The organism is Rhodophyticola sp. (genome assembly GCF_965284195.1).
Taxonomy (GTDB): Bacteria; Pseudomonadota; Alphaproteobacteria; order Rhodobacterales; family Rhodobacteraceae; genus Rhodophyticola.
On the sequence record NZ_CBDIRM010000002.1, the window covers coordinates 104,207 to 129,762 of the forward strand.

General features: G+C 61.7%; 23 protein-coding genes, 3 tRNA genes, 3 rRNA genes and 2 pseudogenes. 9 read left to right on the forward strand and 22 right to left on the reverse strand.

All coding sequences use genetic code 11. The features are described 5' to 3' along the window. Nucleotides 1-60: 60 nt before the first annotated feature. The 7 genes from ACQ651_RS20880 to ACQ651_RS20910 all read left to right on the forward strand — a co-directional run bounded on the left by ACQ651_RS20880 (nucleotide 61) and on the right by ACQ651_RS20910 (nucleotide 7,090). Nucleotides 61-396, forward strand: a complete 336-nt coding sequence (locus ACQ651_RS20880; protein WP_430450470.1) for a hypothetical protein — start codon at nucleotides 61-63, stop codon at nucleotides 394-396. Continuing rightward, nucleotides 348-1,754 carry a hypothetical protein gene (locus ACQ651_RS20885; RefSeq protein WP_430450471.1) on the forward strand — a complete coding sequence of 469 codons (1,407 nt, stop codon included), beginning with the start codon at nucleotides 348-350 and terminating at the stop codon, nucleotides 1,752-1,754. Before ACQ651_RS20880 ends, ACQ651_RS20885 begins: the two co-directional genes overlap by 49 nt. Beyond that, complete coding sequence (locus ACQ651_RS20890; RefSeq protein WP_430450538.1) at nucleotides 1,646-2,248, forward strand: calcium-binding protein; 603 nt, start codon at nucleotides 1,646-1,648, stop codon at nucleotides 2,246-2,248. Before ACQ651_RS20885 ends, ACQ651_RS20890 begins: the two co-directional genes overlap by 109 nt. Beyond that, nucleotides 2,238-3,011: a calcium-binding protein gene (locus ACQ651_RS20895; protein ID WP_430450472.1), complete on the forward strand. Its 774-nt coding sequence runs from the start codon at nucleotides 2,238-2,240 to the stop codon at nucleotides 3,009-3,011. The genes ACQ651_RS20890 and ACQ651_RS20895 overlap by 11 nt, the downstream gene beginning before the upstream one ends. A gap of 131 nt (nucleotides 3,012-3,142) precedes the next feature. Continuing rightward, nucleotides 3,143-5,494 (forward strand): calcium-binding protein, encoded by a 2,352-nt coding sequence (locus ACQ651_RS20900; protein ID WP_430450473.1) that lies wholly within the window; start codon nucleotides 3,143-3,145, stop codon nucleotides 5,492-5,494. Nucleotides 5,495-6,167: 673 nt separating this feature from the next. Beyond that, entirely contained in the window at nucleotides 6,168-6,800 is a 633-nt protein-coding gene (locus ACQ651_RS20905) for a calcium-binding protein (RefSeq protein WP_430450474.1), read from the forward strand. Beyond that, complete coding sequence (locus ACQ651_RS20910; RefSeq protein WP_430450539.1) at nucleotides 6,770-7,090, forward strand: hypothetical protein; 321 nt, start codon at nucleotides 6,770-6,772, stop codon at nucleotides 7,088-7,090. The genes ACQ651_RS20905 and ACQ651_RS20910 overlap by 31 nt, the downstream gene beginning before the upstream one ends. 524 nt (nucleotides 7,091-7,614) lie before the next feature. Here the strand turns inward: ACQ651_RS20910 and ACQ651_RS20915 are convergent. From ACQ651_RS20915 to ACQ651_RS21005, 19 genes and pseudogenes are all read right to left on the reverse strand, one after another. Then, nucleotides 7,615-7,691 (reverse strand) — tRNA-Met (locus ACQ651_RS20915). A gap of 50 nt (nucleotides 7,692-7,741) precedes the next feature. Next, nucleotides 7,742-7,856, reverse strand: a 5S ribosomal RNA gene (rrf, locus tag ACQ651_RS20920). A gap of 125 nt (nucleotides 7,857-7,981) precedes the next feature. Next, nucleotides 7,982-10,951, reverse strand: a 23S ribosomal RNA gene (locus tag ACQ651_RS20925). A gap of 483 nt (nucleotides 10,952-11,434) precedes the next feature. Next, nucleotides 11,435-11,510 (reverse strand) — tRNA-Ala (locus tag ACQ651_RS20930). Between the two features lie 179 nt (nucleotides 11,511-11,689). Beyond that, a tRNA-Ile gene (locus ACQ651_RS20935) sits at nucleotides 11,690-11,766 on the reverse strand. 236 nt (nucleotides 11,767-12,002) lie between these two features. Then, nucleotides 12,003-13,469, reverse strand: a 16S ribosomal RNA gene (locus ACQ651_RS20940). Together the 16S, 23S and 5S rRNA genes with 3 tRNA genes alongside form the textbook arrangement of a ribosomal RNA operon. 634 nt (nucleotides 13,470-14,103) lie before the next feature. Then, on the reverse strand, nucleotides 14,104-14,352 hold the full coding sequence (locus ACQ651_RS20945) for a hypothetical protein (protein ID WP_430450475.1): 249 nt from the start codon (nucleotides 14,350-14,352) through the stop codon (nucleotides 14,104-14,106). 169 nt (nucleotides 14,353-14,521) lie between these two features. Then, nucleotides 14,522-15,396, reverse strand: a pseudogene (gene rfbA, locus ACQ651_RS20950) (glucose-1-phosphate thymidylyltransferase RfbA). 31 nt (nucleotides 15,397-15,427) lie between these two features. Further along, nucleotides 15,428-16,303 (reverse strand): dTDP-4-dehydrorhamnose reductase, encoded by an 876-nt coding sequence (gene rfbD, locus ACQ651_RS20955; RefSeq protein WP_430450476.1) that lies wholly within the window; start codon nucleotides 16,301-16,303, stop codon nucleotides 15,428-15,430. Between the two features lie 11 nt (nucleotides 16,304-16,314). Then, a complete protein-coding gene (locus ACQ651_RS20960; RefSeq protein WP_430450477.1) occupies nucleotides 16,315-17,202 on the reverse strand; it encodes a sulfotransferase in 888 nt (295 codons plus the stop codon). Further along, a complete protein-coding gene (locus ACQ651_RS20965) occupies nucleotides 17,199-17,861 on the reverse strand; it encodes a hypothetical protein (protein ID WP_430450478.1) in 663 nt (220 codons plus the stop codon). Before ACQ651_RS20965 ends, ACQ651_RS20960 begins: the two co-directional genes overlap by 4 nt. A 106-nt stretch (nucleotides 17,862-17,967) precedes the next feature. Further along, the gene (rfbB, locus tag ACQ651_RS20970) at nucleotides 17,968-19,011 is read right to left on the reverse strand and encodes a dTDP-glucose 4,6-dehydratase (protein WP_430450479.1); all 1,044 of its coding nucleotides are present in this window, start codon (nucleotides 19,009-19,011) and stop codon (nucleotides 17,968-17,970) included. Beyond that, complete coding sequence (gene rfbC, locus ACQ651_RS20975) at nucleotides 19,008-19,577, reverse strand: dTDP-4-dehydrorhamnose 3,5-epimerase (RefSeq protein WP_430450480.1); 570 nt, start codon at nucleotides 19,575-19,577, stop codon at nucleotides 19,008-19,010. The genes rfbB and rfbC overlap by 4 nt, the downstream gene beginning before the upstream one ends. 163 nt (nucleotides 19,578-19,740) lie before the next feature. After that, on the reverse strand, nucleotides 19,741-20,448 hold the full coding sequence (locus ACQ651_RS20980; RefSeq protein ID WP_430450481.1) for a calcium-binding protein: 708 nt from the start codon (nucleotides 20,446-20,448) through the stop codon (nucleotides 19,741-19,743). Nucleotides 20,449-20,457: 9 nt separating this feature from the next. Next, nucleotides 20,458-21,024 (reverse strand): calcium-binding protein, encoded by a 567-nt coding sequence (locus ACQ651_RS20985; RefSeq protein ID WP_430450540.1) that lies wholly within the window; start codon nucleotides 21,022-21,024, stop codon nucleotides 20,458-20,460. Continuing rightward, on the reverse strand, nucleotides 21,011-21,502 hold the full coding sequence (locus ACQ651_RS20990; protein WP_430450482.1) for a VWD domain-containing protein: 492 nt from the start codon (nucleotides 21,500-21,502) through the stop codon (nucleotides 21,011-21,013). The genes ACQ651_RS20985 and ACQ651_RS20990 overlap by 14 nt, the downstream gene beginning before the upstream one ends. Next, on the reverse strand, nucleotides 21,490-21,948 hold the full coding sequence (locus ACQ651_RS20995) for a hypothetical protein (RefSeq protein ID WP_430450483.1): 459 nt from the start codon (nucleotides 21,946-21,948) through the stop codon (nucleotides 21,490-21,492). Before ACQ651_RS20995 ends, ACQ651_RS20990 begins: the two co-directional genes overlap by 13 nt. Nucleotides 21,949-22,190: 242 nt before the next feature. Beyond that, nucleotides 22,191-23,765: a calcium-binding protein gene (locus tag ACQ651_RS21000; RefSeq protein WP_430450484.1), complete on the reverse strand. Its 1,575-nt coding sequence runs from the start codon at nucleotides 23,763-23,765 to the stop codon at nucleotides 22,191-22,193. Continuing rightward, nucleotides 23,723-24,037 (reverse strand): hypothetical protein, encoded by a 315-nt coding sequence (locus ACQ651_RS21005; RefSeq protein ID WP_430450485.1) that lies wholly within the window; start codon nucleotides 24,035-24,037, stop codon nucleotides 23,723-23,725. Before ACQ651_RS21005 ends, ACQ651_RS21000 begins: the two co-directional genes overlap by 43 nt. Before the next feature lie 174 nt (nucleotides 24,038-24,211). Between ACQ651_RS21005 and ACQ651_RS21010 the strand changes: the two genes are divergently transcribed. Then, entirely contained in the window at nucleotides 24,212-24,436 is a 225-nt protein-coding gene (locus ACQ651_RS21010) for an AbrB/MazE/SpoVT family DNA-binding domain-containing protein (RefSeq protein ID WP_430450486.1), read from the forward strand. Next, nucleotides 24,433-24,861 (forward strand): type II toxin-antitoxin system death-on-curing family toxin, encoded by a 429-nt coding sequence (locus ACQ651_RS21015; protein WP_430450487.1) that lies wholly within the window; start codon nucleotides 24,433-24,435, stop codon nucleotides 24,859-24,861. Before ACQ651_RS21010 ends, ACQ651_RS21015 begins: the two co-directional genes overlap by 4 nt. 93 nt (nucleotides 24,862-24,954) lie before the next feature. Here the strand turns inward: ACQ651_RS21015 and ACQ651_RS21020 are convergent, their stop codons facing one another. From ACQ651_RS21020 to ACQ651_RS21030, 3 genes and pseudogenes are all read right to left on the reverse strand, one after another. Continuing rightward, entirely contained in the window at nucleotides 24,955-25,224 is a 270-nt protein-coding gene (locus tag ACQ651_RS21020) for a hypothetical protein (protein ID WP_430450488.1), read from the reverse strand. Beyond that, nucleotides 25,218-25,496, reverse strand: coding sequence for a calcium-binding protein (locus tag ACQ651_RS21025; protein WP_430450541.1), 279 nt, complete (start codon nucleotides 25,494-25,496; stop codon nucleotides 25,218-25,220). The genes ACQ651_RS21020 and ACQ651_RS21025 overlap by 7 nt, the downstream gene beginning before the upstream one ends. After that, nucleotides 25,479-25,550: pseudogene (locus ACQ651_RS21030) on the reverse strand (hypothetical protein); the annotation flags it as partial. The gene ACQ651_RS21025 and the pseudogene ACQ651_RS21030, both read right to left, overlap by 18 nt. Nucleotides 25,551-25,556: the final 6 nt, after the last annotated feature.

Sequence of the window (25,556 nt, forward strand, 5' to 3'; positions counted from 1 at the left end):
AACCGTTTCCGCGGAGCATCCATACTACGACAATATATTTTTACTTCAAAGGATACTACCATGCCCGCCACACCCGAACTCTGGCTTTCGGAATTTACCGTCAACATCGGCAACCTGACCGGCAATCAGCGGGAACAACAGATCACGCAGCTGAGCAACGGCAACATTCTTGTCGCCTGGGAGGACGACACCAACAATGTCGACCTTTCCTCTGGCACCGACATCATCGGACAGATCTACAATCCGCTGGGTGTTGCGGTGGGTGCGCCGTTCCGGATGAACTTCTACGCGCAATGGCGACAACGAAGGCGAATTCGGAAGTCGCGGCAATGCCCGATGGCGGTTGGATGCTCGTCTACGAGGACGACAACGGAGCAGGCGCCAATGCCATTGTGATCGAGCGTTTCAACAGCGCCGGGACACAGATCGCTTTTCAAGAGTTTTTCGAAGCCTTGGGCCAGACCGTAAACGATCCGACCGTCACGGTGAACGGCACGGGCGATGCCGTCATCGCCTGGAACGTCGACAACGGCTCCAACGTCACCGCGCATTACAGCTTCTACGACGTCTCGGCCGGCACGTTCACGGCGGCGGTCACCTCGTTCCTGGCCTCGGGCAACACCTCCACGACCGGCATCATCCAGAACCTGAGCGTGGCCGCCCTGAGCAATGGCAGCTTCGTGCTGGTCACCAACCGCGACAACGCGCTTTCCGACGACATCGTCGGACGGCTGATCACCGCGTCCGGGGGCTCCGGCGGCAGCTTTTTCCCGATCTCGACCAGCGGCACGGAAACGTCCCAGCCCGATGTGGCCGCCCTGAGCGGGGGCGGCTTTGTCGCAGTGTGGCAGAATTTCGACGGCACCGACAGTGACGCCACCTTCGCATCTTTGACAATGCTGGCGTCCCCGTCACCGGCCAGATCTCTTGTCGCCGCGGGCTCGACCTCCAACAACAACAACGAGCTGTCGGTGACAGCCCTGGCCGATGGCGGCTTTGCCGTGCTCTACGACAATGACGAAACCGACACCATCGACATGGTCCGCTATGACGCCAGCGGTGCCTCGGTCGGCAGCGTGGTCACGATCAATTCGGCGGGCACGGAATCGCAGCCCGAGGTTCTGGGTCTGAGCGATGGCCGTATCGCCGTCGTCTACCAGGAGATCGACACCGGGCAGGACATCCGGATGGCGATCTATGACACCCGCGACGTGGTGAACAATCCGGTCTACAGTCCGGACGATTTCCAGATCGGCACCGTGGGCAACGACACCTTCACCGCCAATGCCGATTTCGCCTTTGGCCATGACGGCGACGACATGATCACCGACGGGAGCGGGGTCAACCAGATCGACGCCGGGGCCGGCAATGACACCGTGATCATCGTGGCTGTCGATGCGATCGAGACCGTGGATGGCGGCACCGGCATCGACACGTTGGTCGGACAGTCGATGTCGGGCGGCACGATCTATGACCTGGCCGCGCAGGAGGTTCGCAGCGGCGCCATCACGCAATCGGCGCTGGGGTTCGAGAACGTCACCGGCACCAGCGCGAACGAAGAGCTGATCGGCAATGGTTTTGACAACGCACTGCTGGGTGGCGGCGCTGCGACGACACCATCAGCGGCGGCAGCGGCATCGATTCCATCGAGGGCGGCGATGGCAATGATATGCTGTTCGGCGGATCGACCTTTGACGACACCCTGCTGGGCGGCATCGGCAATGACACGCTCGAGGCGGTGGGCGGCGGCCTGATCGATGGCGGCGCGAATGACGATCTGTTCGTGGTGCTGGACGGCAACGTCATCGGCGACACCGACACTGGCGACGGCGACCTGTTCGATGGCGGGACCGGCAATGACACCTTCGATGCCAGCAACGAAACATCCTTTGGCTACACCATCGACCTGGGCGCGCAGACCATCGACCGCGGCACGCCGGGCGCCCGCACGGTGCAGATCCTCGGGTTCGAGCATCTGATCGGCACCGGGCTGGATGACACGCTGGATGCCGGGGGGGGTAGCAACATCACGATCGAGGGCGGTGATGGTGCTGACATCATCACTGGCGGGGTCAACTTTCAGGATCTGCGCGGCGGGGCCGGCAATGACACCATCGACGGCGGCCTTGCGGCCGGGTCCAGCATCGGTGACCTGATCGACGGCGGCGGCGGCGACGATATCATCACCGGGGCCAACGGCGCCGACACGATCGACCGGCGGCGACGGCAAGGACGCGTTGAACGGTGATGCGGGCAACGACACAATCCTTGGTGACCGCGGCGGCGATACGATCGACGGTGGCGATGGCGACGACACCATCGACGCGGGCGGCGCGTCCGATCTGGTCTATGGCGGATCGGGCAATGATACGCTCGACGCGGGTGGCGGCAATGACACGGTCGAGGCCGGGGTGGGCGCCGATACGCTGATCCTGCGCGGCGGAGCGGACCTGGCCTATGGCGAGGGCGACAGTGACGCGATCAACGGCATGGCGGGGCTGGACACGCTTTATGGCAACGCGGGCGACGACGCCATCAACGGCGGCGGGCAGGATGACATGCTCTATGGCGGGGTCGGCAATGACACGCTGAACGGCGGCAACGGGTCCGATTACCTGGATGGCGGCAATGATGACGACCGCCTGCTGGGCGGCTTCAGCGCCGACACCCTGCTGGGCGGCGCGGGTGACGACACCCTGCGCGGCGAGGGCGGCAATGACGTGCTGAATGGCGGTGCCGGAAACGACCTGCTGGTGGGGGGCGATCAGGCCGAGACCTTTGTCTTTGCCGACGGGTTCGGGCAGGACACGATCACCGATTTCGACGCCCTGCTCAATGCCGAGAAGATCGACCTTTCGGCCATCTCGGCGATCACCAACTGGGCCGACCTGGTCAACAACCACATGACGCAGGCGGGCGCCCGTGTGATCATCGCGGATGGCTCGGGCGATTTCATCCGGCTGGATGGTGTCAGCCTGGCCGATCTGGACCAGAACGATTTCATCTTCTGAACGGCGTCAAACGGGCCGTTCCCGCGCGGGGGCGGCCCAAAAGTTAACAAACTCTTGTCACACCCGCAGACCGGATCTGTCCTATTCCCGGCACGCACGCCCCCTGCGCGCGTTCGTGAAAGGACACAGACATGCCCACCACCCCCGAAACATGGCTTGGCGATATCGCGGTTCTGGCGGCAGGCAGCACCGGCACGCAGACTGCCCCCCAGATCACCCAACTGGCCGACGGGCGCATCCTGATCGCGTGGCAGGACGAGGGCGGCAGCGCAGATGCCAGCGCGGGCACCGACATCATCGGGCAGCTCTATGACAGCCTAGGCCAGCCACAGGGCGGGCCCTTCCGGCTGAACACCGGATTCGCAACCGATGACGAGGGCCAGTTCGAAATCGCAGGCACCCCCGATGGCGGCTGGGTGCTGGCCTTCGAGGACAGCGACAGCAGCGGGGTCCACGCTCGATCCGGATCGAGGCTGTTCGACGACAGCGGCACCCGCATCGACGTGCGCAGCTATCACGAGGACAGCGGCCAGACCTTCAACGATCCCACCGTCACCGTCGCGGCGGATGGCGATATCGTGGTGGGCTGGACCGTCACCTCGGGCGCAGGCACGCAGGCGCATTACGTCCATTACGACGCCGATTGGGGCGAATGGAGCACGCGGCCGTTTGCCCATCTGGCCGCCACGAACGCCGATCTGGCGGGCGCGGTGCAGCCGGTCTCGGTGGCCGCGCTGTCGGATGACGGGTTTGTCATGATCGCCGGTGCCGCCGGTGCCGAAATCACGGGCAGGCTGGTCAATCCCAACGGCACCAACGGTGGCACCACGGCCTTTACCGTGTCGGGCGGCAGCGGCGGCACGGTCGCGGGTGTGGATGTGGCGGCGCTTGCAGGCGGCGGTTTCGTCGTGGTCTGGAGCGAGACCACCAGCAACCAGACCGAAGCGCGGTTGCGGATCTTCGACAACGACGCCACCGCCATCGGGGCCGCCATCCCCATCAACGACACCGGCCCAAATGATGACGCCCGCGCCCTGTCGGTGGCCGGTCTGGCCGATGGCGGCTTCGTCGCGGTCTGGGACGATGCCAGCCTTGGCCTGCGCGCCCAAGGGTACGATGCGCAAGGTGCGGCACTGGGGGATATGTTCGCCCTGTCCACCGCCCTGCCTGCCGATGCCAACCCCGAGGTCGTGGCGCTGGCCGATGGCAGGCTTGCGGTGACATGGGAAGGCGGCGGTGGCATCGGGGCGGCCCTGTTCGACCCGCGCGACAATGCCAACGCCACCTGCATGTCTACAGCCGCCGACAGCCAGCAGATCGGTACGCTGGGCGATGACATGATCACCGCCACCGCCGCACTGGTATACGCGGGCACGGGCGACGACGTGATCACCGATGGCAGCGGCACCAACACGATCTTTGGCGGCGATGGCAATGATACCATCACCACGCTTGGCATCTCCTCGACCGAAGAGCTGTATGGCGGGGCGGGCACCGACCTGCTGATCGGCACCGGGATCGACGCCGGATCGGTCTATGACTTGGACGCGGGGGAATTGCGCACCGCCTTTACCACCCAGATCGCCGAAGGGTTCGAAAACGCCCGCGGCTCGGATGTGGCCGAGATGTTCATCGGCACAGGGCGCGCCAACCGGATCGAGGCGGGCGACGGCCATGACACGCTGGATGGCGGCACCGGCCGCGACGTGCTGGAGGGCGGCGCAGGCGACGACGTCATCTACGGCGGGCGCGGGGCTGACACGATCGACGGCGGCGATGGCGATGACAGCATCGACGCGGGCGGGGCGTCCGACCTGGTCTATGGCGGGATCGGGGCCGACACCCTGGATCTGGGCGGCGGCAACGATACGGTTCTGGCCGGTCTGAACAATGACACGCTGATCCTGCGCGGCGGGGCGGACCTGGCCTATGGCGGCGCGGGGGCGGATATGCTCAACGGCATGGCGGGGCTGGACACGCTGCATGGCGAGGAGGGCGACGACGCCATCAACGGCGGCGGGCAGGATGACCATCTTTATGGCGGCACTGGCAACGATGTGCTGAACGGCGGCAACGGGTCCGATTACCTGGATGGCGGCAATGATGACGACCGCCTGCTGGGCGGCTTCAGCGCCGACACCCTGCTGGGCGGCGCGGGTGACGACACCCTGCGCGGCGAGGGCGGCAATGACGTGCTGAATGGCGGTGCCGGAAACGACCTGCTGGTGGGGGGCGATCAGGCCGAGACCTTTGTCTTTGCCGACGGGTTCGGGCAGGACACGATCACCGATTTCGACGCCCTGCTCAATGCCGAGAAGATCGACCTTTCGGCCATCTCGGCGATCACCAACTGGGCCGACCTGGTCAACAACCACATGACGCAGGCGGGCGCCCGTGTGATCATCGCGGATGGCTCGGGCGATTTCATCCGGCTGGATGGTGTCAGCCTGGCCGATCTGGATGCAGGCGATTTCATCTTCTGACACTCATGCTGATCCAACGCAGTCGGCACACCACTTGCAAGAGCAGCATGATGTCAGAGCCGCACTTCAACGCCCCTGATCGCCCTGGCAACCTCTGAAACCATGGTGCAATTCGCAAACAGGGCCCGCCCCGCCGGTTCCTGGGACATCCGGCACTAGCGATATTCTACCAGAGAGGGTTGATTTCTCGTAAACGTAGCTGCACCATGTAGGTGGGTGAGGGCGCATTGCAATGCGTGGGAGGCAAATAAATGCCGACAGAAAACCTGACCGTTCGCCAGTATCTTGGCTCACTTCTTGACCTTTCGTCACTGTCCACCGATTCAACCGTCCTTCTGTCGAATTATGGCAGCACGACAACAGCCCCCCTGAAAGACGACCAGGGAACACTGAGTACGGCTGACGACGGCATATCAACCTTCGATGGCGATCCGATAACCTATGTCGGCCAAGGCACGTTCACACCCGGCTTGCAGGTCGGCGACATTCTTGTTCCGACAGGATGCGGGGGTCAGCATTGTCATCGTCGATCGGAAGGGGGGGGTAGTCCGTTCTACAGACAAGGCGACGGGCCGTGGAACAGGCTAGGGGCCGTGGCGGCTGTGATCGTCAACCACGCAGACTTCCTCTTCAGATGTTCTGGGCGAGGCCTCAGACAGGCACTGCAGGCCCGGTGGCTGTACCGGCGACGAAGTCGGACGGAGACAGCACGTCCGGAGCTGGGGGCGACGACACGATCGACGGTGACGCGGGCAAGGACACGATCGACGGCGGCGACGGCAACGATTCGATCAGCGGCGGCTTGGGCAAGGACGTGTTGAACGGTGATGCGGGCAACGACACAATCCTTGGTGACCGCGGCGGCGATACGATCGACGGTGGCGATGGCGATGACAGCATCGACGCGGGCGGGGCGTCCGACCTGGTCTATGGCGGGATCGGGGCCGACACCCTGGATGCGGGCAACGGCAATGACACCGTCGAGGCCGGGACAGGCGATGACACGCTGATCCTGCGCGGCGGGGCCGATCTCGCCGGTGGCGGCGGCGACAACGATCGGATCAACGGAATGGCGGGCAACGACACCCTTCTGGGTCAGGACGGTGACGACGCCATCAACGGCGGCGGGCAGGATGACCATCTTTATGGCGGCAATGGCAACGATGTGCTGAACGGCGGCAACGGGTTCGATTACCTGGACGGCGGGACAGGCAACGATCGCATGCTGGGTGGGTTCAGCGCCGATACCTGCTGGGCGGCACAGGAGACGACACGCTGCACGGCGAAAACGGCAATGACGTGCTGATCGGCGGTGCCGGAAACGACCTGCTGGTGGGGGGCGATCAGGCCGAGACCTTTGTCTTTGCCGACGGGTTCGGGCAGGACACGATCACCGATTTCGACGCCCTGTTCGACGGGCGCGAAGATATCGACCTTTCGGCCGTGTCGGCGATCACCGACTGGGCAGACCTGGCCGCCAATCACATGACGCAGGTCGGCAGCAGCCGCGTGATCATCGCGGATGGCTCGGGCGATTTCATCCGGCTGGATGGTGTCAGCCTGGCCGATCTGGATCAGAACGATTTCATCTTCTGATGGTCGTCTGAGCACCTTATGGTTGGTTTCCAAACAGGCCCTCCCCTACCGGGGGCGGCCAAGACGCCGGTAGATTCTTATCATGTCCAAAGATCAGATTGCGTGCATAAACCCTAGCTGGTGCAATCATAAGGCAAGGCCAACTGTTGTGACCTACGACCAGAAGCGCGAAACCACCATTCCCGATCAGACCATGCAAAGTGCCGGTGTTTGATCCCACGGTTTGATGGTGCGATCCTTTCGCGGGAATGGAAGGAAAGCCTTATGGGACAAGTTCGTCACGGGAGCGCCACGACCACGCACGCTGTCGAAGCTGGAGTTTTACAGCTGATCCTTCCTGGCTGGGAGAGCGATTGCCTTGCACATGCAGCTGAGAGACGCCAGCCGCTGCGCACCGAGGACCGCACTGCGAGATCGGCAAGGTGGACGATCGATGTTCAGGCGCGATCTCGCTGGAATCCTTACGCTTTCCGTTCAAACGAAAAACGCCCGCCGGTCAGGCGGGGTCAACGCATAGTAAAGTATGGTTGCGGGGGTAGGATTTGAACCTACGACCTTCAGGTTATGAGCCTGACGAGCTACCGGGCTGCTCCACCCCGCGGTGTTTGTTTTTGAGTGGTCGTTTTGAGAGGGATTTGAGGTTTTTGCTAGGATTGGCGGTGACCTACTCTCCCACGTCTTGAGACGCAGTACCATTGGCGCGACGGCACTTAACTGCCGAGTTCGGGATGGGATCGGGTGTTTTGCTCGTGCTATGACCACCAAACCGAGGAAAAACCTCATTCTTTCGGCGATATTTTGGTATCGCCGAGAGGTATCAACAACCGTTGTCCAGGTTTTAGTAGGGATGTGTTTGCTTTGATTTGTGGTTCAGTCTTTCTGTTACTGGATCAAATCAAGCCTATCGGGCCATTAGTACCGGTCAACTGAACGCATTGCTGCGCTTACATCTCCGGCCTATCGACGTGGTGGTCTACCACGGCCCTCAGGGATACCTTGTTTTGAGGGGGGCTTCCCGCTTAGATGCCTTCAGCGGTTATCCTTTCCGATCATAGCTACCCTGCACTACCGCTGGCGCGATAACAGGTCCACCAGTGGATCGTTCACCCCGGTCCTCTCGTACTAGGGGCAACTCCTCTCAAGTATCCTACACCCACGGCAGATAGGGACCGAACTGTCTCACGACGTTCTAAACCCAGCTCACGTACCTCTTTAAACGGCGAACAGCCGTACCCTTGGGACCTGCTCCAGCCCCAGGATGAGATGAGCCGACATCGAGGTGCCAAACACTGCCGTCGATATGGACTCTTGGGCAGTATCAGCCTGTTATCCCCGGCGTACCTTTTATCCGTTGAGCGATGGCCCTCCCACTTGGGACCACCGGATCACTATGGCCGACTTTCGTCTCTGCTCGACTTGTCAGTCTCGCAGTCAGGCTGGCTTCTGCCATTGCACTCAACGAGCGATTTCCGACCGCTCTGAGCCAACCTTCGCGCGCCTCCGTTACTCTTTAGGAGGCGACCGCCCCAGTCAAACTACCCGCCACACAGGGTCCCGGAACCGGATAACGGTCCGCGGTTAGACATCAAGCAATGCAAGGGTGGTATCTCAAGGGAGGCTCCACAGGAACTGGCGTCCCTGCTTCGAAGCCTACCACCTATCCTGCACATGCATGGCCTGATGCCAGTGTGAAGCTGTAGTAAAGGTGCACGGGGTCTTTCCGTCTAACCGCGGGGAGCCTGCATCTTGACAGGCAATTCAATTTCGCTGAGTCGATGTTGGAGACAGCGGGGAAGTCGTTACGCCATTCGTGCAGGTCGGAACTTACCCGACAAGGAATTTCGCTACCTTAGGACCGTTATAGTTACGGCCGCCGTTTACCGGGGCTTCAATTCAAAGCTCTCACCTCTCCTTTTAACCTTCCGGCACCGGGCAGGCGTCAGACCCTATACGTCGTCTTGCGACTTCGCAGAGTCCTGTGTTTTTAGTAAACAGTCGCCACCCCCTGGTTTGTGCCCCCAGCCCCTAGTTGCCTAGGAACCGGGCCTCCTTCTCGCGAACTTACGGAGGTATTTTGCCGAGTTCCTTCAACATCGTTCTCTCAAGCGCCTTGGTATTCTCTACCAGTCCACCTGTGTCGGTTTAGGGTACGATCTCATGGATGGAGCTATTTCCAGGAACTGCTAAGCGGCCCACCCAATCCGATAAGGGGGGACAACCGTCGCAATCCGTCACATCCTCCTGGCTCAGGAATATTAACCTGATTCCCATCGTCTACGCATTTCTGCCTCGACTTAGGGGCCGGCTTACCCTGCTCAGATTAGCTTTAAGCAGGAACCCTTGGACTTTCGGCGAGGGAGTCTCTCACTCCCTTTATCGCTACTCATGTCATCATTCTCGCTAGTGATCTCTCCACCGGATCGCTCACACGCCGGCTTCACAGAAAAGACTGTATCCTGCGCTACCGCTTCGCTACTTGAGCGCGTTTGACCGCGCTGTCGCATCGAGGCGATAGAAGAGGACAAGTCCTATGTCACACTACGCTCTGCTACCATGCACTATGTGCATCCCTAGCTTCGGCTCATGGCTTGAGCCCCGTTACATCTTCGCCGCAGGACAACTTGTTTAGACCAGTGAGCTGTTACGCTATCTTTAAAGGATGGCTGCTTCTAAGCCAACCTCCTGGTTGTTTTGGTCGTCCCACCTGCTTTCCCACTTAGCCATGAATTGGGGGCCTTAGCTGAGGGTCAGGGTTGTTTCCCTCTCCACAACGGACGTTAGCATCCGCTGTGTGTCTGCCATCTAGTACTCCCGGGTATTCGGAGTTTGGTTAGGATCAGTAAGCCTGTGGGGCCCCATTACCCATCCAGTGCTCTACCCCCCGAGGGTATTCGGATGACGCTCTACCTAAATAGATTTCGCAGAGAACCAGCTATCTCCGAGTTTGATTGGCCTTTCACCCCTAGGCACAGCTCATCCCGATCCTTTTCAACGGATGTGGGTTCGGTCCTCCAGTTGGTGTTACCCAACCTTCAACCTGGCCATGCCTAGATCACTCGGTTTCGGGTCTGATCCCACGAACTCATGCGCCCTATTAAGACTCGCTTTCGCTGCGCCTACACCTATCGGCTTAAGCTTGCTCGTGAGACCAAGTCGATGACCCATTATACAAAAGGTACGCCGTCACCCCGCAAGGGGGCTCCGACTGATTGTAGGCGTTCGGTTTCAGGTACTGTTTCACTCCCCTCGTCGGGGTGCTTTTCACCTTTCCCTCACGGTACTGGTTCACTATCGGTCAGCAAGGAGTACTTAGCCTTCGAGGGTGGTCCTCCGATCTTCAGACAGGATTTCACGTGTCCCGCCCTACTTAATACGTCCTGTTGTGCTTCATATACGGGACTGTCACCCACTATGGTTGGCCTTTCCAGACCATTCTATTCACACGCAAGGCTCGGCTGGTCCCCGTTCGCTCGCCGCTACTGGGGGAGTATCAATTGATTTCCTTTCCTCCGGGTACTTAGATGTTTCAGTTCCCCGGGTTTGCTCTTCAAACCCTATGTATTCAGGTAAGAAGTACCTGGTTTTGCCCCTAGATAAGCGCGCAGCAACCACAGTGCCGATCCAGAGGATCGGTGTACCTGCATCGCGCTCAAGTAACGCTATGTGATAGCGCACTTAAACGTGCAGGCACGGAGTGGTTATCGCTGCGCGATAACTAGAAACTGTCAGGTGGGTTGCCCCATTCGGAGATCGTAGGGTCAAAGCTTATTCTCAGCTCCCCATGGCTTATCGCAGAGTATCACGTCCTTCATCGCCTCTTACTGCCAAGGCATCCACCAAACGCCCTTCTCGCGCTTGATTTGATCCAGAAAGAGAAAGACTTGATTGATTGTCCTACCGCCCGGAGGGCTACTTGAGGACAGTTGGCTGCCCCGCCGCGACCCGCGGACAATGGAAATCTCAAGCTCACGCTTTCCGATCAAAAGCAAACTATCCCGCTCCCGTCATCTTGATGACGGGAACATGACCGGTCCGTGCGGACCGATCTTGGTTAGTGTACTTGACTTGGACAACGTTGCTCTTTTTCCGGCGCTTGCGCGCCTCAGGTCACCTGTTACTCCAGGCAACCAAGCAAGTTGTTGATTTCTCTCTAAACGATGTCAAAGCTTCTTGCGAAGCGACGTCCGATTGGACGGGCAAACAGTCCAGACGACTGCTTGCCGATCATATCGGTATGTTGGATGACGAAGATACGCGGCCGGGGGTGGAGCCACCGCCAATTCACTTGAGGATTGGCGCACTCAAAATGCCTGGGCTTCACCATGACGAGGCGCAGCCGAGGAATGGTGGAGCCTAGGAGGATCGAACTCCTGACCTCCTGAATGCAAATCAGGCGCTCTCCCAGCTGAGCTAAGGCCCCATCAATGCCGCATCGCGTATCATCAAAGCGCCGCACCCGGCAGGGTATTCCAAAGGAATGCCCGAAAGGGGAAAGGCCCGACGATCCGAACGCGGTGCAGAAACATGCGGAACGAACGGCTCTCGTCGATTGCAAGCAATCGACTGCCGCCCGTCATTTTTGCCCTGCAAAAAAGACGTTGGTGGGTCGAGGAGGACTTGAACCTCCGACCTCACGCTTATCAGGCGTGCGCTCTAACCACCTGAGCTACCGACCCAAGTTGATTTTGCCAAAGGCAAAATCGACGTTGCCCGACAGGCGGATTTGCAGGGCAAATCTGCCGAAAGGGCAAGCCGCCGCGTCAGGCAATCACGAAGACCGGCAGGCCTGCGTGTTCTGTACTGAAGAGATACGAGGACGGTCCGGCCTGCGAGTTTGACCAACTTTGTTTGTTGATCTTCTGCTAAGTGATCTTTGTAACCGGCCGAGGCCGGTCATCCCGATCATCCTTAGAAAGGAGGTGATCCAGCCGCAGGTTCCCCTACGGCTACCTTGTTACGACTTCACCCCAGTCGCTGATCCTACCGTGGCCGCCTGCCCCCTCCGAAGAGGTTAGCGCAGCGTCGTCGGGTAGAACCAACTCCCATGGTGTGACGGGCGGTGTGTACAAGGCCCGGGAACGTATTCACCGCGTCATGCTGTTACGCGATTACTAGCGATTCCGACTTCATGGGGTCGAGTTGCAGACCCCAATCCGAACTGAGATAGCTTTTTGGGATTAACCCATTGTCACTACCATTGTAGCACGTGTGTAGCCCAACCCGTAAGGGCCATGAGGACTTGACGTCATCCACACCTTCCTCCCGCTTATCACGGGCAGTTTCCTTAGAGTGCCCAGCCGAACTGCTGGCAACTAAGGACGTGGGTTGCGCTCGTTGCCGGACTTAACCGAACATCTCACGACACGAGCTGACGACAGCCATGCAGCACCTGTCACTCTGTCTCTTGCGAGAAAACCTGGTCTCCCAGGCGGTCAGAGGATGTCAAGGGTTGGTAAGGTTCTGCGCGTTGCTTCGAATTAAACCACATGCTCCACCGCTTGTGCGGGCCCCCGTCAATTCCTTTGAGTTTTAACCTTGCGGCCGTACTCCCCAGGCGGAATGCTTAATCCGTTAGGTGTGTCACCGAATAGCATGCTACCCGACGACTGGCATTCATCGTTTACGGTGTGGACTACCAGGGTATCTAATCCTGTTTGCTCCCCACACTTTCGCACCTCAGCGTCAGTATCGAGCCAGTGAGCCGCCTTCGCCACTGGTGTTCCTCCGAATATCTACGAATTTCACCTCTACACTCGGAATTCCACTCACCTCTCTCGAACTCAAGACACCCAGTATCAAAGGCCGTTCCGGGGTTGAGCCCCGGGATTTCACCTCTGACTTAAATGTCCGCCTACGCGCGCTTTACGCCCAGTAATTCCGAACAACGCTAACCCCCTCCGTATTACCGCGGCTGCTGGCACGGAGTTAGCCGGGGTTTCTTTACCTGCTACTGTCATTATCATCACAGGCGAAAGTGCTTTACGACCCTAAGGCCTTCATCACACACGCGGCATGGCTGGATCAGGCTTGCGCCCATTGTCCAAGATTCCCCACTGCTGCCTCCCGTAGGAGTCTGGGCCGTGTCTCAGTCCCAGTGTTGCTGATCATCCTCTAAAACCAGCTACTGATCGTAGACTTGGTAGGCCATTACCCCACCAACTATCTAATCAGACGCGGGCCGATCCTTCACCGAAATTCTTTCCCCCCGAAAGGGCGTATACGGTATTAAACCCAGTTTCCCGGGACTATTCCGTAGTGAAGGGCACGTTCCCACGCGTTACTAACCCGTCCGCCGCTAGACCCGAAGGTCTCGCTCGACTTGCATGTGTTAAGCCTGCCGCCAGCGTTCGTTCTGAGCCAGGATCAAACTCTCAAGTTGAAACATCCTAAGATGTTCTTGACGTTCGAACCTCTGCACATCCTTGGTTGTGCTACCGCCTATCGGCTACTTGAGCACGATAAACAGCCAACCCACCCGGCTAAGGAAAGGGTTGCAACCAAGAGTCATCTGTCTGATGCACATCGATCTCCAAAGAAACCGAAGTCCATACAAGACAGTGAAGCTGACACTCCATCATCGGGGTATTCTAGCGTGCTAACGCCTTGCGGCTATTCAGCACAAACCCTAAGAGCGCGATATACAGACGTTGATCCATCGAATGAACCAAACCGCCCACATATCTCTTCAGATACCATCAATGTCAAACAGCCCAAGACAACAAACATACAGTTGCGCCCTAACTAACGGCGCGCCCGCACGTCCATGCCTCGATATAAATCCTCAACCAACAGCACCGCAGCGCCGCCGGTGAAGGGGTTCTAAGGATAACGCTCAACACCCGCAACCCCTTTTTTCATACACCAACACATTTTCTTCATACCATAAAATATCATTACATTCCATTAGGTTGGGTGAGATCCAATGTTGAATGCCTGTATTGTTCAGCCAGTCACATCGTAAGTTCAGGCCGACTCAAATTAAGTAGCTGGCCACAGGGCTCTCGATTCAGGTTCTATAGTCCGTGAACCGAGCCGCTGTTAACAGCTTCAAAGTGCAAACTCAGCTGTCTTGCAAAGGCACCCTGTGCGGCGAGGTCGGCAATCACGTGCTGATCGGCGGGGCCGGAAACGACCTGCTGGTTGGCGGCGATCAGGCCGAGACCTTTGTCTTTGCCGACGGGTTCGGGCAGGACACGATCACCGATTTCGACGCGTTCGACGGGCGCGAAGATATCGACCTGACAGGCGATGTCGGCGATCACCGACTGGGCAGGCCTGGCCGCCAATCACATGACGCAGGTCGGCAGCAACCGCGTGATCATCGCGGATGGCTCGGGCGATTTCATCCGGCTGGATGATGTCGCCTGGCCGATCTGGATGCAGGCGATTTCATCTTCTGAGAGGCGTCAAACGGGCCACCCCCTGCCCCGGTCAGCCCTTCAACAGGCCCAGCAGATACCGCCCGTAATCGTTCTTTGAGAATTGCCCGGCGCGGGCGCGCAGAGCGTCCGCGTCGATCCAGCCATTGCCATATGCGATCTCGTCGGGGCTGCCGGTCTGCAGTCCTTGCCGCTTTTCCAGTGTGCGTACGAAATTGCCGGCGTCCAGCAGGCTTTCGTGGGTGCCGGTGTCCAGCCAGGCATAGCCGCGCCCCATGCGCTCCACCGACAGGCTGCCATCGTGCAGGTAGGATTCCAGCAGCGTCGTGATCTCAAGCTCGCCGCGCGCCGAGGGTTGCACCTTGCGGGCACGCTCGGGCGCGCTGCCGTCCAGGAAATACAGCCCCGTCACCGCATAGTTCGACGGCGGCACGTCCGGCTTTTCGACGATCTGGGTCACGGCGCCCACCTTGTCGAACCCTACGACGCCGTATCTTTCGGGATCGGCCACGCGATAGCCGAACACCGTGCCCCCTCCGTCTTGGTATCCGCCAACGCCAGCATTTCCGACAGGCCGTGGCCGAAAAAGATGTTGTCGCCCAGCACCATGGCTGACGGGCTGCCATCCAGGAAATCCTCGGCCAGGATATAGGCCTGCGCCAGCCCGTCGGGGCTGGGCTGTTCGATCCATGTCAGGGTCAAACCCCACTGGCTGCCATCGCCCAGAGTGCGCTGGAACTGTGCCTGATCGTGCGGCGTGGTGATGATGGCGATCTCGCGGATGCCTGCCAGCATCAGCACCGACAGCGGGTAATAGATCATCGGCTTGTCGTAGATCGGCAGCAACTGCTTGGATACGCCCATGGTGATCGGATACAGTCGCGTGCCCGAGCCGCCGGCCAGAATGATGCCCTTGCGTGTGGTCATGGAAAAATGCCTTTCAGGTTCAATATCAGGATCAATTCGAAAGCGCCGCCAGCGCGCGGTCGATGCCCGCGCGCCAGTCGGGCCGGTCAATGCCGAACTGCGCCTTGAGGGCGGAACAGTCCATGCGCGAATTCAGCGGGCGTTGCGCGGGCGTGGGATAGGCGAACGTAGGGATTCCGGTCACCGCCACATTGCGCCCCGCGCGGGCAAAGATCTCTTCGGCAAAGCCCTTCCAGCTGGTGTCGGGCGTGCCTGAAAAATGATGCATCCCGCCCTTGCCGCCATCGTCCACCATGGCGCGGGCCATGGTCAGGCAGGCCGCCGCGATGGCATCCGCCGGGGTCGGCCCGCCGATCTGATCCTCGACGATGTTCAGCGCGTCGCGGGTCTCTGACAGGCGCAGCATGGTTTTCAGAAAATTGCTGCCATGGGCCGAAAACACCCAACTGGTGCGCAGCACCGCCCATTGCCCGCCAGCCTCGGCAATCGCGCGCTCGCCCGCCAGTTTCGAGCGGCCATAAGCCCCCAGCGGGCCGGGGGCGTCATCGGGGGACCAGGGCGCATCGCCATCCCCGGCAAAGACATAATCGGTCGAGATATGCACGAACGGGATCGCCCGCGCCGCACAGTCCCGCGCCATGGCACCGGGGGCGGCGCCGTTGATCACGCTGGCTTGCGCCTCGTCTTCCTCGGCGCGGTCAACGGCGGTATAGGCGGCGGCGTTGATCACCACGTCGGGCGCGTGGGTGGCGATGGCCGCCGCACAGGCGGCGGGGTCGGTCAGGTCGGCCCGGTCGCGCCCCAGCGCGATCACATCAGCCCGGTCGCGCCCCAGCGCAATGACCTCGGCCTGGGCCTGCAATTGCGTGGCCACCTGCCCGCTGCGTCCGAATACCAGTATCTTCATCGCATACCTCCCTATTCCCCCAAGGGGATGTGCCAACTGTCGGGCACGTCCAGCCCCAGATCGCCCAGCCGCGCCACCTGTTCGGCGCGGATCGCCTCGGCCCGGTCCAGAAACGCGGGCGGTACGCCCATCTCGCGCGACGGGTTGATCCGGGCCTCCAGCGCGTCCTGACGATACTGATGCTCGGGCAGGTCCAGAAACCCCTCGATCCGGCGCAGCGTTTCCAACGGGTGGGCGCGCACCTGCTCGAAGAAAAAGAACGCCGCGCGATCCGCCCCCAGGTGATGACGCAGCGATTGCACGACGCGCGCGTAATCGGCATGGGCCCGCGTGCCGGGATCGTCGAAATAGGCGGCAATCGTGGCCTCGTCCAACCTGGCCAGCTCCGCCGCGCGCCCCGAATATTCATACGAGAATTTCAGGCTCGACCACAGCCGCGCCGACGGGTGGCGCATGGTATAGATCGCCCGCACCTCGCGCGCGACACGGCCCACATGTGCCCAGCCCTCGCCATCCAGCACCGCGTAAAGGTTGGAAAAATCCGCCACCCAGGGCGCATCGCTCTTGCGCGGGGGGCGCATGTCGAACAACCCGCGATACCAGGCGTCATCGACCTGCGGCGCCAGATAGGGGTCGGCATACCAGGCCAGGTTGCGCTGCACATGCGGGTTGAGGCGGTCGGGGGCAAGGTTGCGCACCACGCGCTGATAGCGATCCAGCCGCCCGGCCAGCGACATATAGCTGCGCCCCTGCGGATCGGCGAAATAGTGGATTTCCTTTTCCGGGCTGAAATGGATGCCCGGATGGCCGGCCAGGTGGCGGTGCAGCCATGTGGTGCCCGCCTTCATCGCGCCCACGGACAGGAACAGCCGGTCCAGTTTTTGCGGTGTCTCGCTCATGCGGTGCCCTTTCCCGGCGATGCTGCCTGCGTGCCGTCCTGCGCCGATATCTGCCCGGCCACATCGGCGCGCGCCCATGTCTCTCCGCGACGGTTGAGCCACAGATCGTCCAGCCCGTCAAACAGGCCGGGCCGGTCCAGCGCACGGGCCAGCGCTGGCAGGACCGAGCCATCACCGGCCAGCGCCGCATCGTAATCGACCACCCGCACCGGGCCGAACCCGGCCCAGAAATCGCACAGCGCCTGCCAGTCATAATACCACGGGCCATCCGACGACTTGCCCGGTGGCAGGGCGGTCATCTCCTCCCACACGCCGGTCTTGCGCAGCTGATCCTGCCGCGCGGCCCGCCAGTCGGCAAGGTTGCGACGCGCGAGGATGGGAATGACGCTGTCAAAGGGCGCAAGGGCCGCGCGCAGGGCGGCGGCCTCGCCCGTGCCACGCAGATGGCTGAACGCCTCGGACGAGATCACCATGTCGCCCCGCGCCGGGGCCTGCGCGGCCTGTGCCGCCAGCGCGTCCCGCATCGCGGCGCGCAAGGGCGCATCGGGGGCGGGCACCTGCCCCTTGAGGCGCGGCATCGTCATCAGGCCGGGGCGGGTAAAGGCATTGGCGAACCGCGCGGCGTTGACCGGAGTTCTTGCGCGTCTCGGCCTCGACATAGACCGCCAGATCCTGCTGGCCCCGCCGCTCCCACAGGGCGATCTGGAACGACGTGGTGCCGGTCTTGTGCGGACCTGCATGCAGGAACAGCCGCCGCATTTCCCGTCACCCCGTGCCCAGACGTTTGCCCACACCGTCGCGCGATTGCAGCGCGCGCCACCAGCCCTCGTTATCCAGATACCATTGCACCGTGCGCGCCAGACCTTCCTCGACCGTCACGGAGGGCCGCCAGCCCAGTTCGGCGCGGATGCGGGCAGGGTCGATCGCATAGCGCGCATCGTGGCCGGGCCGGTCGGTGACGAATGTGATCTGATCGGCGTAAGAGCCCTGCGCCTTGGGCCGCTTGTCGTCCAGGATGGCGCACAGGGTCTGCACCAGATCGAGGTTCGTGCGCTCGTTCTCGCCGCCGATGTTGTAGCTGCGCCCGACCTGCCCCTTTTGCAGCACCAACAGCAAAGCCTCCGCATGATCTTCGACATAGAGCCAATCCCGCACGTTAGAGCCTGTTCCATAGACGGGAATGGGCTCTCCGGCCAAGGCTTTCAGGATCACCACGGGGATCAGCTTTTCGGGGAAATGAAACGGCCCGTAATTGTTGGAACAGTTGGTGAGCACGCACCGGCAGGCCATAGGTCTCGTGCCACAGCGCGCACCAGGTGATCGCCGCAGGCCTTGGAGGCGGCATAGGGCTGTTGCGGATCGTAGGGCTCTCTTCGGAGAACACGTCCGGATTTGCGGCAGGCTGCCGAACACCTCGTCGGTCGAGATGTGGTGAAACCGGAATGCCGCGGGCTTGCCCACCTGCGTCCAATGACTGCGCGCGGCCTCGAGCATGTTGTAGGTGCCGGTGATGTTGGTCTCGATGAAATCGCCCGGCCCGTCGATGGAACGGTCCACATGCGATTCCGCCGCCAGATGCATCACCGCATCGGGCGCATGGGCGGCAAACACATCGTCAAGGGCCGCACGGTCGCGGATATCGACATGCGCAAAGGCGTAATCGGGGTGATTGGCAACGCTGGCCACGTTGTCCAGACAGGCCGCATAGGTCAGCGCATCCAGGTTGACCACCTGATGCCCGTCGGCAATGGCGCGCCGCACCACCGCCGAGCCAATGAACCCGGCCCCGCCGGTGATCAGCAGTTTCATTGCCCGCCCTCCCACGCAAACGGGCTATCAAAGCCTGCGATGCCGGGGGCGGCGGCGTCCTTGTCGGAAATCACCGCATCGATGTCTTCCAGCGGCCAGTCGATGCCGATATCGGCGTCGTTCCACAACAGCGCGCCTTCGGTCTCGGGGGCGTAGTAATCGCTGCATTTATAGACGATCTCGGTATCGGGTTGCAGCGTCATGAAGCCATGGGCAAACCCGGCAGGCACCAGCAATTGCCGCCCGTTTTCAAACGACAGCTCGTATCCCACCCACTGCCCATAGGTCGGGCTGCCGCGGCGGATATCCACGGCCACGTCGAACAACGCCCCGCGCCCGCAGCGCACCAGCTTGTCCTGCGCATGCGGCGGGGCCTGAAAATGCAGGCCACGCACCGTGCCCACGGTGGACGACAGCGAATGATTGTCCTGCACGAAGTCGATGTCGATGCCCGCCTGCGCCAGCTTGGCCCGGCTGTAGCTTTCGCTGAAAAAGCCCCGGTGATCGCCAAAGCGCGGCGGCGTGATCAGCACGACGCCGGGCAGCGCGGTCTGGTCTGTCTGCATGGATCAAATCCTGTCGGTCTGAAATGTCTCGGCCACCGGGATAGCAATGCCGCGCCGCAGAGTCACCCGGTTAGTCACCCGGACACCCCGCGCCGCGCCATGCTGCCGAAAGAGGCCGGGTGGAACGGGCCCACCCGGCCTTCTGCCCGGTCGCCCGGTGCCGTCAGACCAGCACGATATCGTTCTGGATCGTGGCGAAATCGGTGATCCCGGTAAAGGTCAGGCTGTCGCCGCCCCCGAAGTCCAGGATCACGAAGCCATCGGCATTGAGGCTGGCAAAGCCGCTGGCATCACCGGCCCCGCCCAGCAGGGATGCGGCGATCTCGACCGTATCGACGGGCTGGAAATCGGCCACCCGGTCGGCACCAGACCCGGCACCAAAGACAAAGGTATCGGCCCCGATCCCACCGATCAGCACGTCATCGCCGATCCCGCCGTCCAGCGTGTCATTCCCGGCATTGCCCGACAGCCGGTCATCGCCATCTCCGCCGAACAGACCATCGAACCCGTTGCCACCGAACAGCAGGTCATTGCCCGCGTCGCCATGGATCGTGTCGAACCCGATACCGCCTTCCAGCCGGTCGTTGCCCGCCCCGCCCATCAGGCTGTCATTGCCGGCATTGCCTTCCAGCATGTCATTGCCGTCGCCGCCATACAGGGTGTCGAACCCTTCAGCGCCGATCAGGGTGTCGTTGTCGGCATCGCCATGCATCTCGTCAAAGGCGATCCCGCCTTCCAGCCGGTCATCGCCCGCCCCGCCATACAGCAGATCGTTGCCCGCATTGCCCGACAGAGTGTCGTTGCCACCGTCACCATGGATCGTGTCGAACCCGATACCGCCTTCCAGCCGGTCGTTGCCCCGCCCCGCCACATCAGGCTGTCATTGCCGGCATTGATGCTGATCCTCGCCCGCACCGGCATCTATCGTGTCGCTGCCCGGGCCGCCAGAGATCACATCATTGCCGTCACCCGCAGTGATGTTGTCCTTGCCGTCAAGCCCGTAGATCACATCGGCACCCGCGCCCCCGGTCAGGATTTCGGCCCGCATCGTGCCGATCACCGACAGCGGCGTTTGCAGCGCCGAGGTCAGGAAACTGGCATCGTTCGTCAGGGCGAAATCCAGCACCGCGTTGTCATAGGCCGCCGTGCCCGGCACCAGCCCTGCGTCCTGCGCCGCCTGTTCGGCCGCGGCGCGCGTGGCCGGGTCCAGCGTGTCCAGGTTGATCAGCGCGCCGGGAAAGGCCGCGTCATAGAACCCCGCCAGGCTTTCGCCCCCGTCATAGGTGAACAGGCTTTCGCCCGCGCTGTCCACGCGCCAGTCGTCACGATAGGCGCCATAAAGCTCGGCAAAGGTGAAGGGCCGCGCCAGCGGTGTGCCATCGGCCCGCGCCACATCGTTTGCGGTATCGCCGTTGCCATCGCCCAACAGCCCCTCAAGCGTGCCCATCAGTTCGGCATTCAGGCGCACATCCAGATCCAGCCGCCCGTCCTGCACCCGGATCAGCACCTGGCTGTCGCCATCGTTCACCACCCCATCGGCACCGGGATAGACGATGGCATAGGTATCGCCATTGCGGAACACGCCGGCCATTGCCCACCGCCACCGACTGCCCGTCGGTCAGCGCCGTGGCGGTGCCCGCGATATGCAGCGGTGTCGCGTCATTGGCATCGACCATCACCGCCGTGCCGTCCAGGTTGGTCGCAATCGCCTGGTTCACGCTGACATCGGTGCCCACCGGCACCATGCGCGCCTGCAACATGAAGTCGTCGGCACCGGTCGATTGCAGCAGCACGAATTCGCCCGCAGCCTGGAAATCATATCCGACGCCATCCAGCGTCTGAAGATGCGGATCGCCCGAGACCCAGCCGAAATTCGGCAGATCGGGCAGGCCCGGCAGATCGAACAGGTCGCTCAGATCAGCCACCACTGCCGCTCATCCACCACCATCGCCACCGCCGCCGCTACCACCACCTCCTGGTGCCTGGTCGGCTGCACCCGCGCGGTTCTGGACGGCTCACGATCCATGAACGAGAAATCCCCCGCCGCCAGATCGCGCAGGAACCCCAGCGCGGCATCGACGATCTCATCCACCGTTGTGCCATCGGGTAGCGTGTCCTGGGGCAGGTTCTGGCGCAGCAACGACTCGTAGCTCTCCAGAGCAGTATTCAGAAAGCTGAAATCGGTCGCCAGCAACGAGGTTTCGGCCGCATCCAGCAGGTCCAGGTATTGCCCCACGGTGATGGTCTCGGGGTTCGATCCAAGCGCTTCAAGCAGGTCGGTATCGCCGGTAAAGGCCGCCGTCGTGGACAACAGCCCGGCCCAGGCGGTGAAATCCTCGATCGAGGTGATCTCGGGAAAGTCGGGAAGCATGGCAACTCCTTATAAGGTTTGGGTCAAATATCCGGGTAATTCCGGCTGACAATCTGAAAAAAACGGCGCAATCACACACACTGGCACCATGGCAGGGCAAAGGGGGATCAGGCAAGGGGGGACAATCAAGCACGGCCCGCTGTCGACGCGGGCCACGCAGCCGGGTCGGATAATGGCAGATCAGATGATGGTTACGTTGTCCAGGATCGTCGACAGGTCGGTGACATTGCTGAAGGTTTTGACTACCAGAGTTCCGGATGTTGGTGCATCAGAAAACCATCGGCGTTCTGACTGGCAAAATCGGCCAGATCGGTGGACCCATCCAAAAGGCCGGCTGCGATCTGCACCGTATCGACAGCCTGGACATCGGCGATGCGATCATGGTCAGAACCCACGCCAAAGACAAAGGTATCGGCCCCGATCCCGCCTTTCAGCACGTCCGCCCCGGCCCCGCCGTCCAGCGTGTCGTTGCCGGCGTTGCCTTCCAGCCGGTCCACGCCTGCGCCGCCAAACAGCAGGTCGAACCCGTTGCCCGCAAAGATGACATCGTTGCCCGCGTCGCCGTTCAACGTGTCGAACCCGATGCCGCCCTCCAGCCGGTCGGCATCACCGCCGCCATACAGCAGGTCGTTGCCCGCGTTGCCGGACAGCGTGTCATTGCCCGCGTTGCCGTGGATCGTGTCGAACCCGTTCAGCCCGAACGCGGAATCGTCGCCCACCCCCGCGTCGATGCTGTCAAAACCGACGCCGCCATTCAGCAGGTCATCGCCCGCACCGCCGTCGATCAGCGTCATTGCCGGTGCCCGCGGTGATCGTGTCCGCGCCCGCACCACCGTCCAGCACGTCATGACTGCCCTGACCCTGCAACGCATCGTTCCCGCTGCCACCATACAGCACGTCGCCATCCTCGCCGCCGTCCAGCACGTCGTCGCCCCCAGCCCGATCAAGAGATCGTTTCCATCGGTGCCGGTCAGCGTGTCACGGTCCGGGGTGCCGGTTCTTTGCGTGCCATCGGCCAGCGCGTCCAACTGGTCCGCGGCGGTGGCAATCTCGGCGAGGGGCAGCAGCTCGGCCTCGGCCTCCGCCAGCCTGTCGCGCATCCGGGGCTCCAGCGTGTTGATCCGAAAGTCCAGCTCGGCCTGGATGCCCGCAATAAGCTGAAAGGGTCCGAACCCCTTTTCGACCGTGTTGACCTCCTGCGCCTCGCTGAACGGGCTGAAGGCGGTGGTCACGAACCTGACCACGATCAGACCACCCTCGGCCCGCTGGCTTGTGGTCGTCCGGGTTTCGATCGCATCATGAATCTGCCCGGGAATTTCCTGTGCGATCCGGCGCAGCGCCCCGGCCGTATCGGCAAGCGAACCGCGCAGCACCTGCGCGCCCATCGCGCCGTCTTCAAGGGCATGTGCCACCTCCAGCCGCACCGTGACCGCATAGGCCAGCGCCCCGAACAGCCCGATGGCCGATTCCGGGTTCTGGCCGTTCAGGATCGTGCCGGCCTGTCCCAGAACGCGTAGCAGCGCCTGTTCGGCGCTGGCAATGGTATCAAGCCGCTGCTGCTCTGACGGATCTTCGACGGCCTGAAGCCGCAGCAACTCGCCCCGTGCCGCGCGGGCATCGGCAACCGCCGTGTTGATGGCCACGGTCGGGATCAGCGCCTGAACGACCTCAAGCTCCTGCATCAGGGTGACGCCAAGCTGGTCGATACTGGCCTCAAGCGCATAGATCTTGCTGGAGAGCTCATCGATCTTCTGCTGGGTCGGATCGCCGTTGGTCAGGTCATAGATGGAAAACCCGACACCAACGACATCAACCACAGCGCCGATCCCGGGCAATGACCCCCAAAGGTGCAGGCATGACGAACTCCGCCCTTGTCCGGCACTCCGCAGGTGGCCTGCCGTCTGGAAACCAGCATGCCTGATTGCGGCCACCGATCAAGTTCGACATGCATCCCGGGATCGCCGATCAACCCGCCCGCCGCATCGTGGCGCTGTGCGGTCACGTTCAGGGCATTGGTGACGATGAATCCGCTGACACGCAGTTCGGTCCGTGCGTACAGCGTCATGAACCCTTCGGAGGTTTCCAGCACCGCCTGCCACAATAGAATGCAGACAGACAGGCAGTCCCTGACAACAGGTCTTCGTGAACCGCGGGTCGACAAGAGAACAAGCGGGAAAGCCCCCGGCCCCTGACGGTAAATGTTGAAGAGCTTGTTTTTGCGATGCGTGTCGTATATACTTATATATATCCAAGGAGTCATGTCATGATCGAAACCAAGATCCGAAAGGTTGGCAACTCCGCCGTCATGACCCTGACGACCGAAATGCTGACAATCCTCGATGCAAAGGAGGGTGACACGCTGTTCGTGGTGCGCGGCGATGATGGCAGTCTGAAGATCACCCCACACGATCCCGCGGTCGCATCCGCATTGGCTGCCGCAGAGATCATCATGGACGAGAACAGGGATCTGCTTCAGGCTCTCGCATGACGGGGCCAACCTGGGTTCCGCTTGCCGCCGTCCTTGCGATCCATGATCGACAGATAACCCGCCATGGCGGGGCCTCCGGACTGCGCGACCATACGCTTTTGGAGATGGGCTGCGCCCGCGCGATGAACCTCGCCGCATATACCAACGCCGACCTTGCAGAGATCGCGTCCGCCTATGCCTTCGGCATCTCCAAGGCACATGCCTTCGTTGACGGAAACAAGCGCACGGCCTTCGTGACGGCCCTCACATTTCTGCGGCTCAACGGGTACGCCTTCCGGCCGCCGCCAATCGAAGGCGTCAGGATGATGGAGGATCTGGCCTCAGGGCAGGTCAGCGAGGCGGATTTCACCAAGTGGCCTCTCGAGTGGACTGACTCCGCTCTGACCACTCGAGGATTTCTTCAAGTAAAACGGTCACTCAAGTAAAAGGCTCCTCTGGATAACCAGCGGGGCCGTCAAAACTTACCATAAGGCGCCGGGCAAAGCCCTCGTTTGTCACTTGTGAATTATACGCGTGCCCTAAATGAACGTGACCTCGTCCAGGATCGCGCCGGTGTTGGTGACGCCGGTAAAGGTCAGCGTGTCGCCATTGCCGAAATCGAGGATCAGGAAGCCGTCGGCGTCACGCCCGGCAAACGCGATCAGATCCGCCGCCACCGGCGTGCCACCGCCCATCAGGGCCGCGTCGATCTCGATCGCGTCGATGGCGTTCTGGAAATCGGCCACCCGGTCCGCGCCGGACCCGGCCATGAACACAAAGGTATCGACCCCGATCCCGCCTTTCAGCACGTCATCGCCCCTGCCCCGCCGTCCAGCGTGTCGTTGCCGGCGTTGCCTTCCAGCCGGTCCACGCCTGCGCCGCCAAACAGCAGGTCGAACCCGTTGCCCGCAAAGATGACATCGTTGCCCGCGTCGCCGTTCAACGTGTCGAACCCGATGCCGCCCTCCAGCCGGTCGGCATCACCGCCGCCATACAGCAGGTCGTTGCCCGCGTTGCCGGACAGCGTGTCATTGCCCGCGTTGCCGAACAGACCATCGAACCCGTTGCCACCGAACAGCAGGTCATTGCCCGCGTCGCCATGGATCGTGTCGAACCCGATACCGCCTTCCAGCCGGTCGTT

Excerpts from the sequence above, each read along its gene's own strand:
- ACQ651_RS20880 (WP_430450470.1), top strand. The coding sequence starts at position 61 with ATGCCCGCCACACCCGAACTCTGGCTTTCGGAATTTACCGTCAACATC.
- ACQ651_RS20885 (WP_430450471.1), top strand. The coding sequence starts at position 348 with ATGCTCGTCTACGAGGACGACAACGGAGCAGGCGCCAATGCCATTGTG.
- ACQ651_RS20900 (WP_430450473.1), top strand. The coding sequence starts at position 3,143 with ATGCCCACCACCCCCGAAACATGGCTTGGCGATATCGCGGTTCTGGCG.
- rfbD (WP_430450476.1), bottom strand. The coding sequence starts at position 16,303 with ATGAAGATACTGGTATTCGGACGCAGCGGGCAGGTGGCCACGCAATTG.
- ACQ651_RS20960 (WP_430450477.1), bottom strand. The coding sequence starts at position 17,202 with ATGAGCGAGACACCGCAAAAACTGGACCGGCTGTTCCTGTCCGTGGGC.
- ACQ651_RS20965 (WP_430450478.1), bottom strand. The coding sequence starts at position 17,861 with ATGTCGAGGCCGAGACGCGCAAGAACTCCGGTCAACGCCGCGCGGTTC.
- rfbB (WP_430450479.1), bottom strand. The coding sequence starts at position 19,011 with ATGAAACTGCTGATCACCGGCGGGGCCGGGTTCATTGGCTCGGCGGTG.
- rfbC (WP_430450480.1), bottom strand. The coding sequence starts at position 19,577 with ATGCAGACAGACCAGACCGCGCTGCCCGGCGTCGTGCTGATCACGCCG.
- ACQ651_RS20985 (WP_430450540.1), bottom strand. The coding sequence starts at position 21,024 with ATGGGCACGCTTGAGGGGCTGTTGGGCGATGGCAACGGCGATACCGCA.
- ACQ651_RS20995 (WP_430450483.1), bottom strand. The coding sequence starts at position 21,948 with ATGCTTCCCGACTTTCCCGAGATCACCTCGATCGAGGATTTCACCGCC.
- ACQ651_RS21010 (WP_430450486.1), top strand. The coding sequence starts at position 24,212 with ATGATCGAAACCAAGATCCGAAAGGTTGGCAACTCCGCCGTCATGACC.
- ACQ651_RS21015 (WP_430450487.1), top strand. The coding sequence starts at position 24,433 with ATGACGGGGCCAACCTGGGTTCCGCTTGCCGCCGTCCTTGCGATCCAT.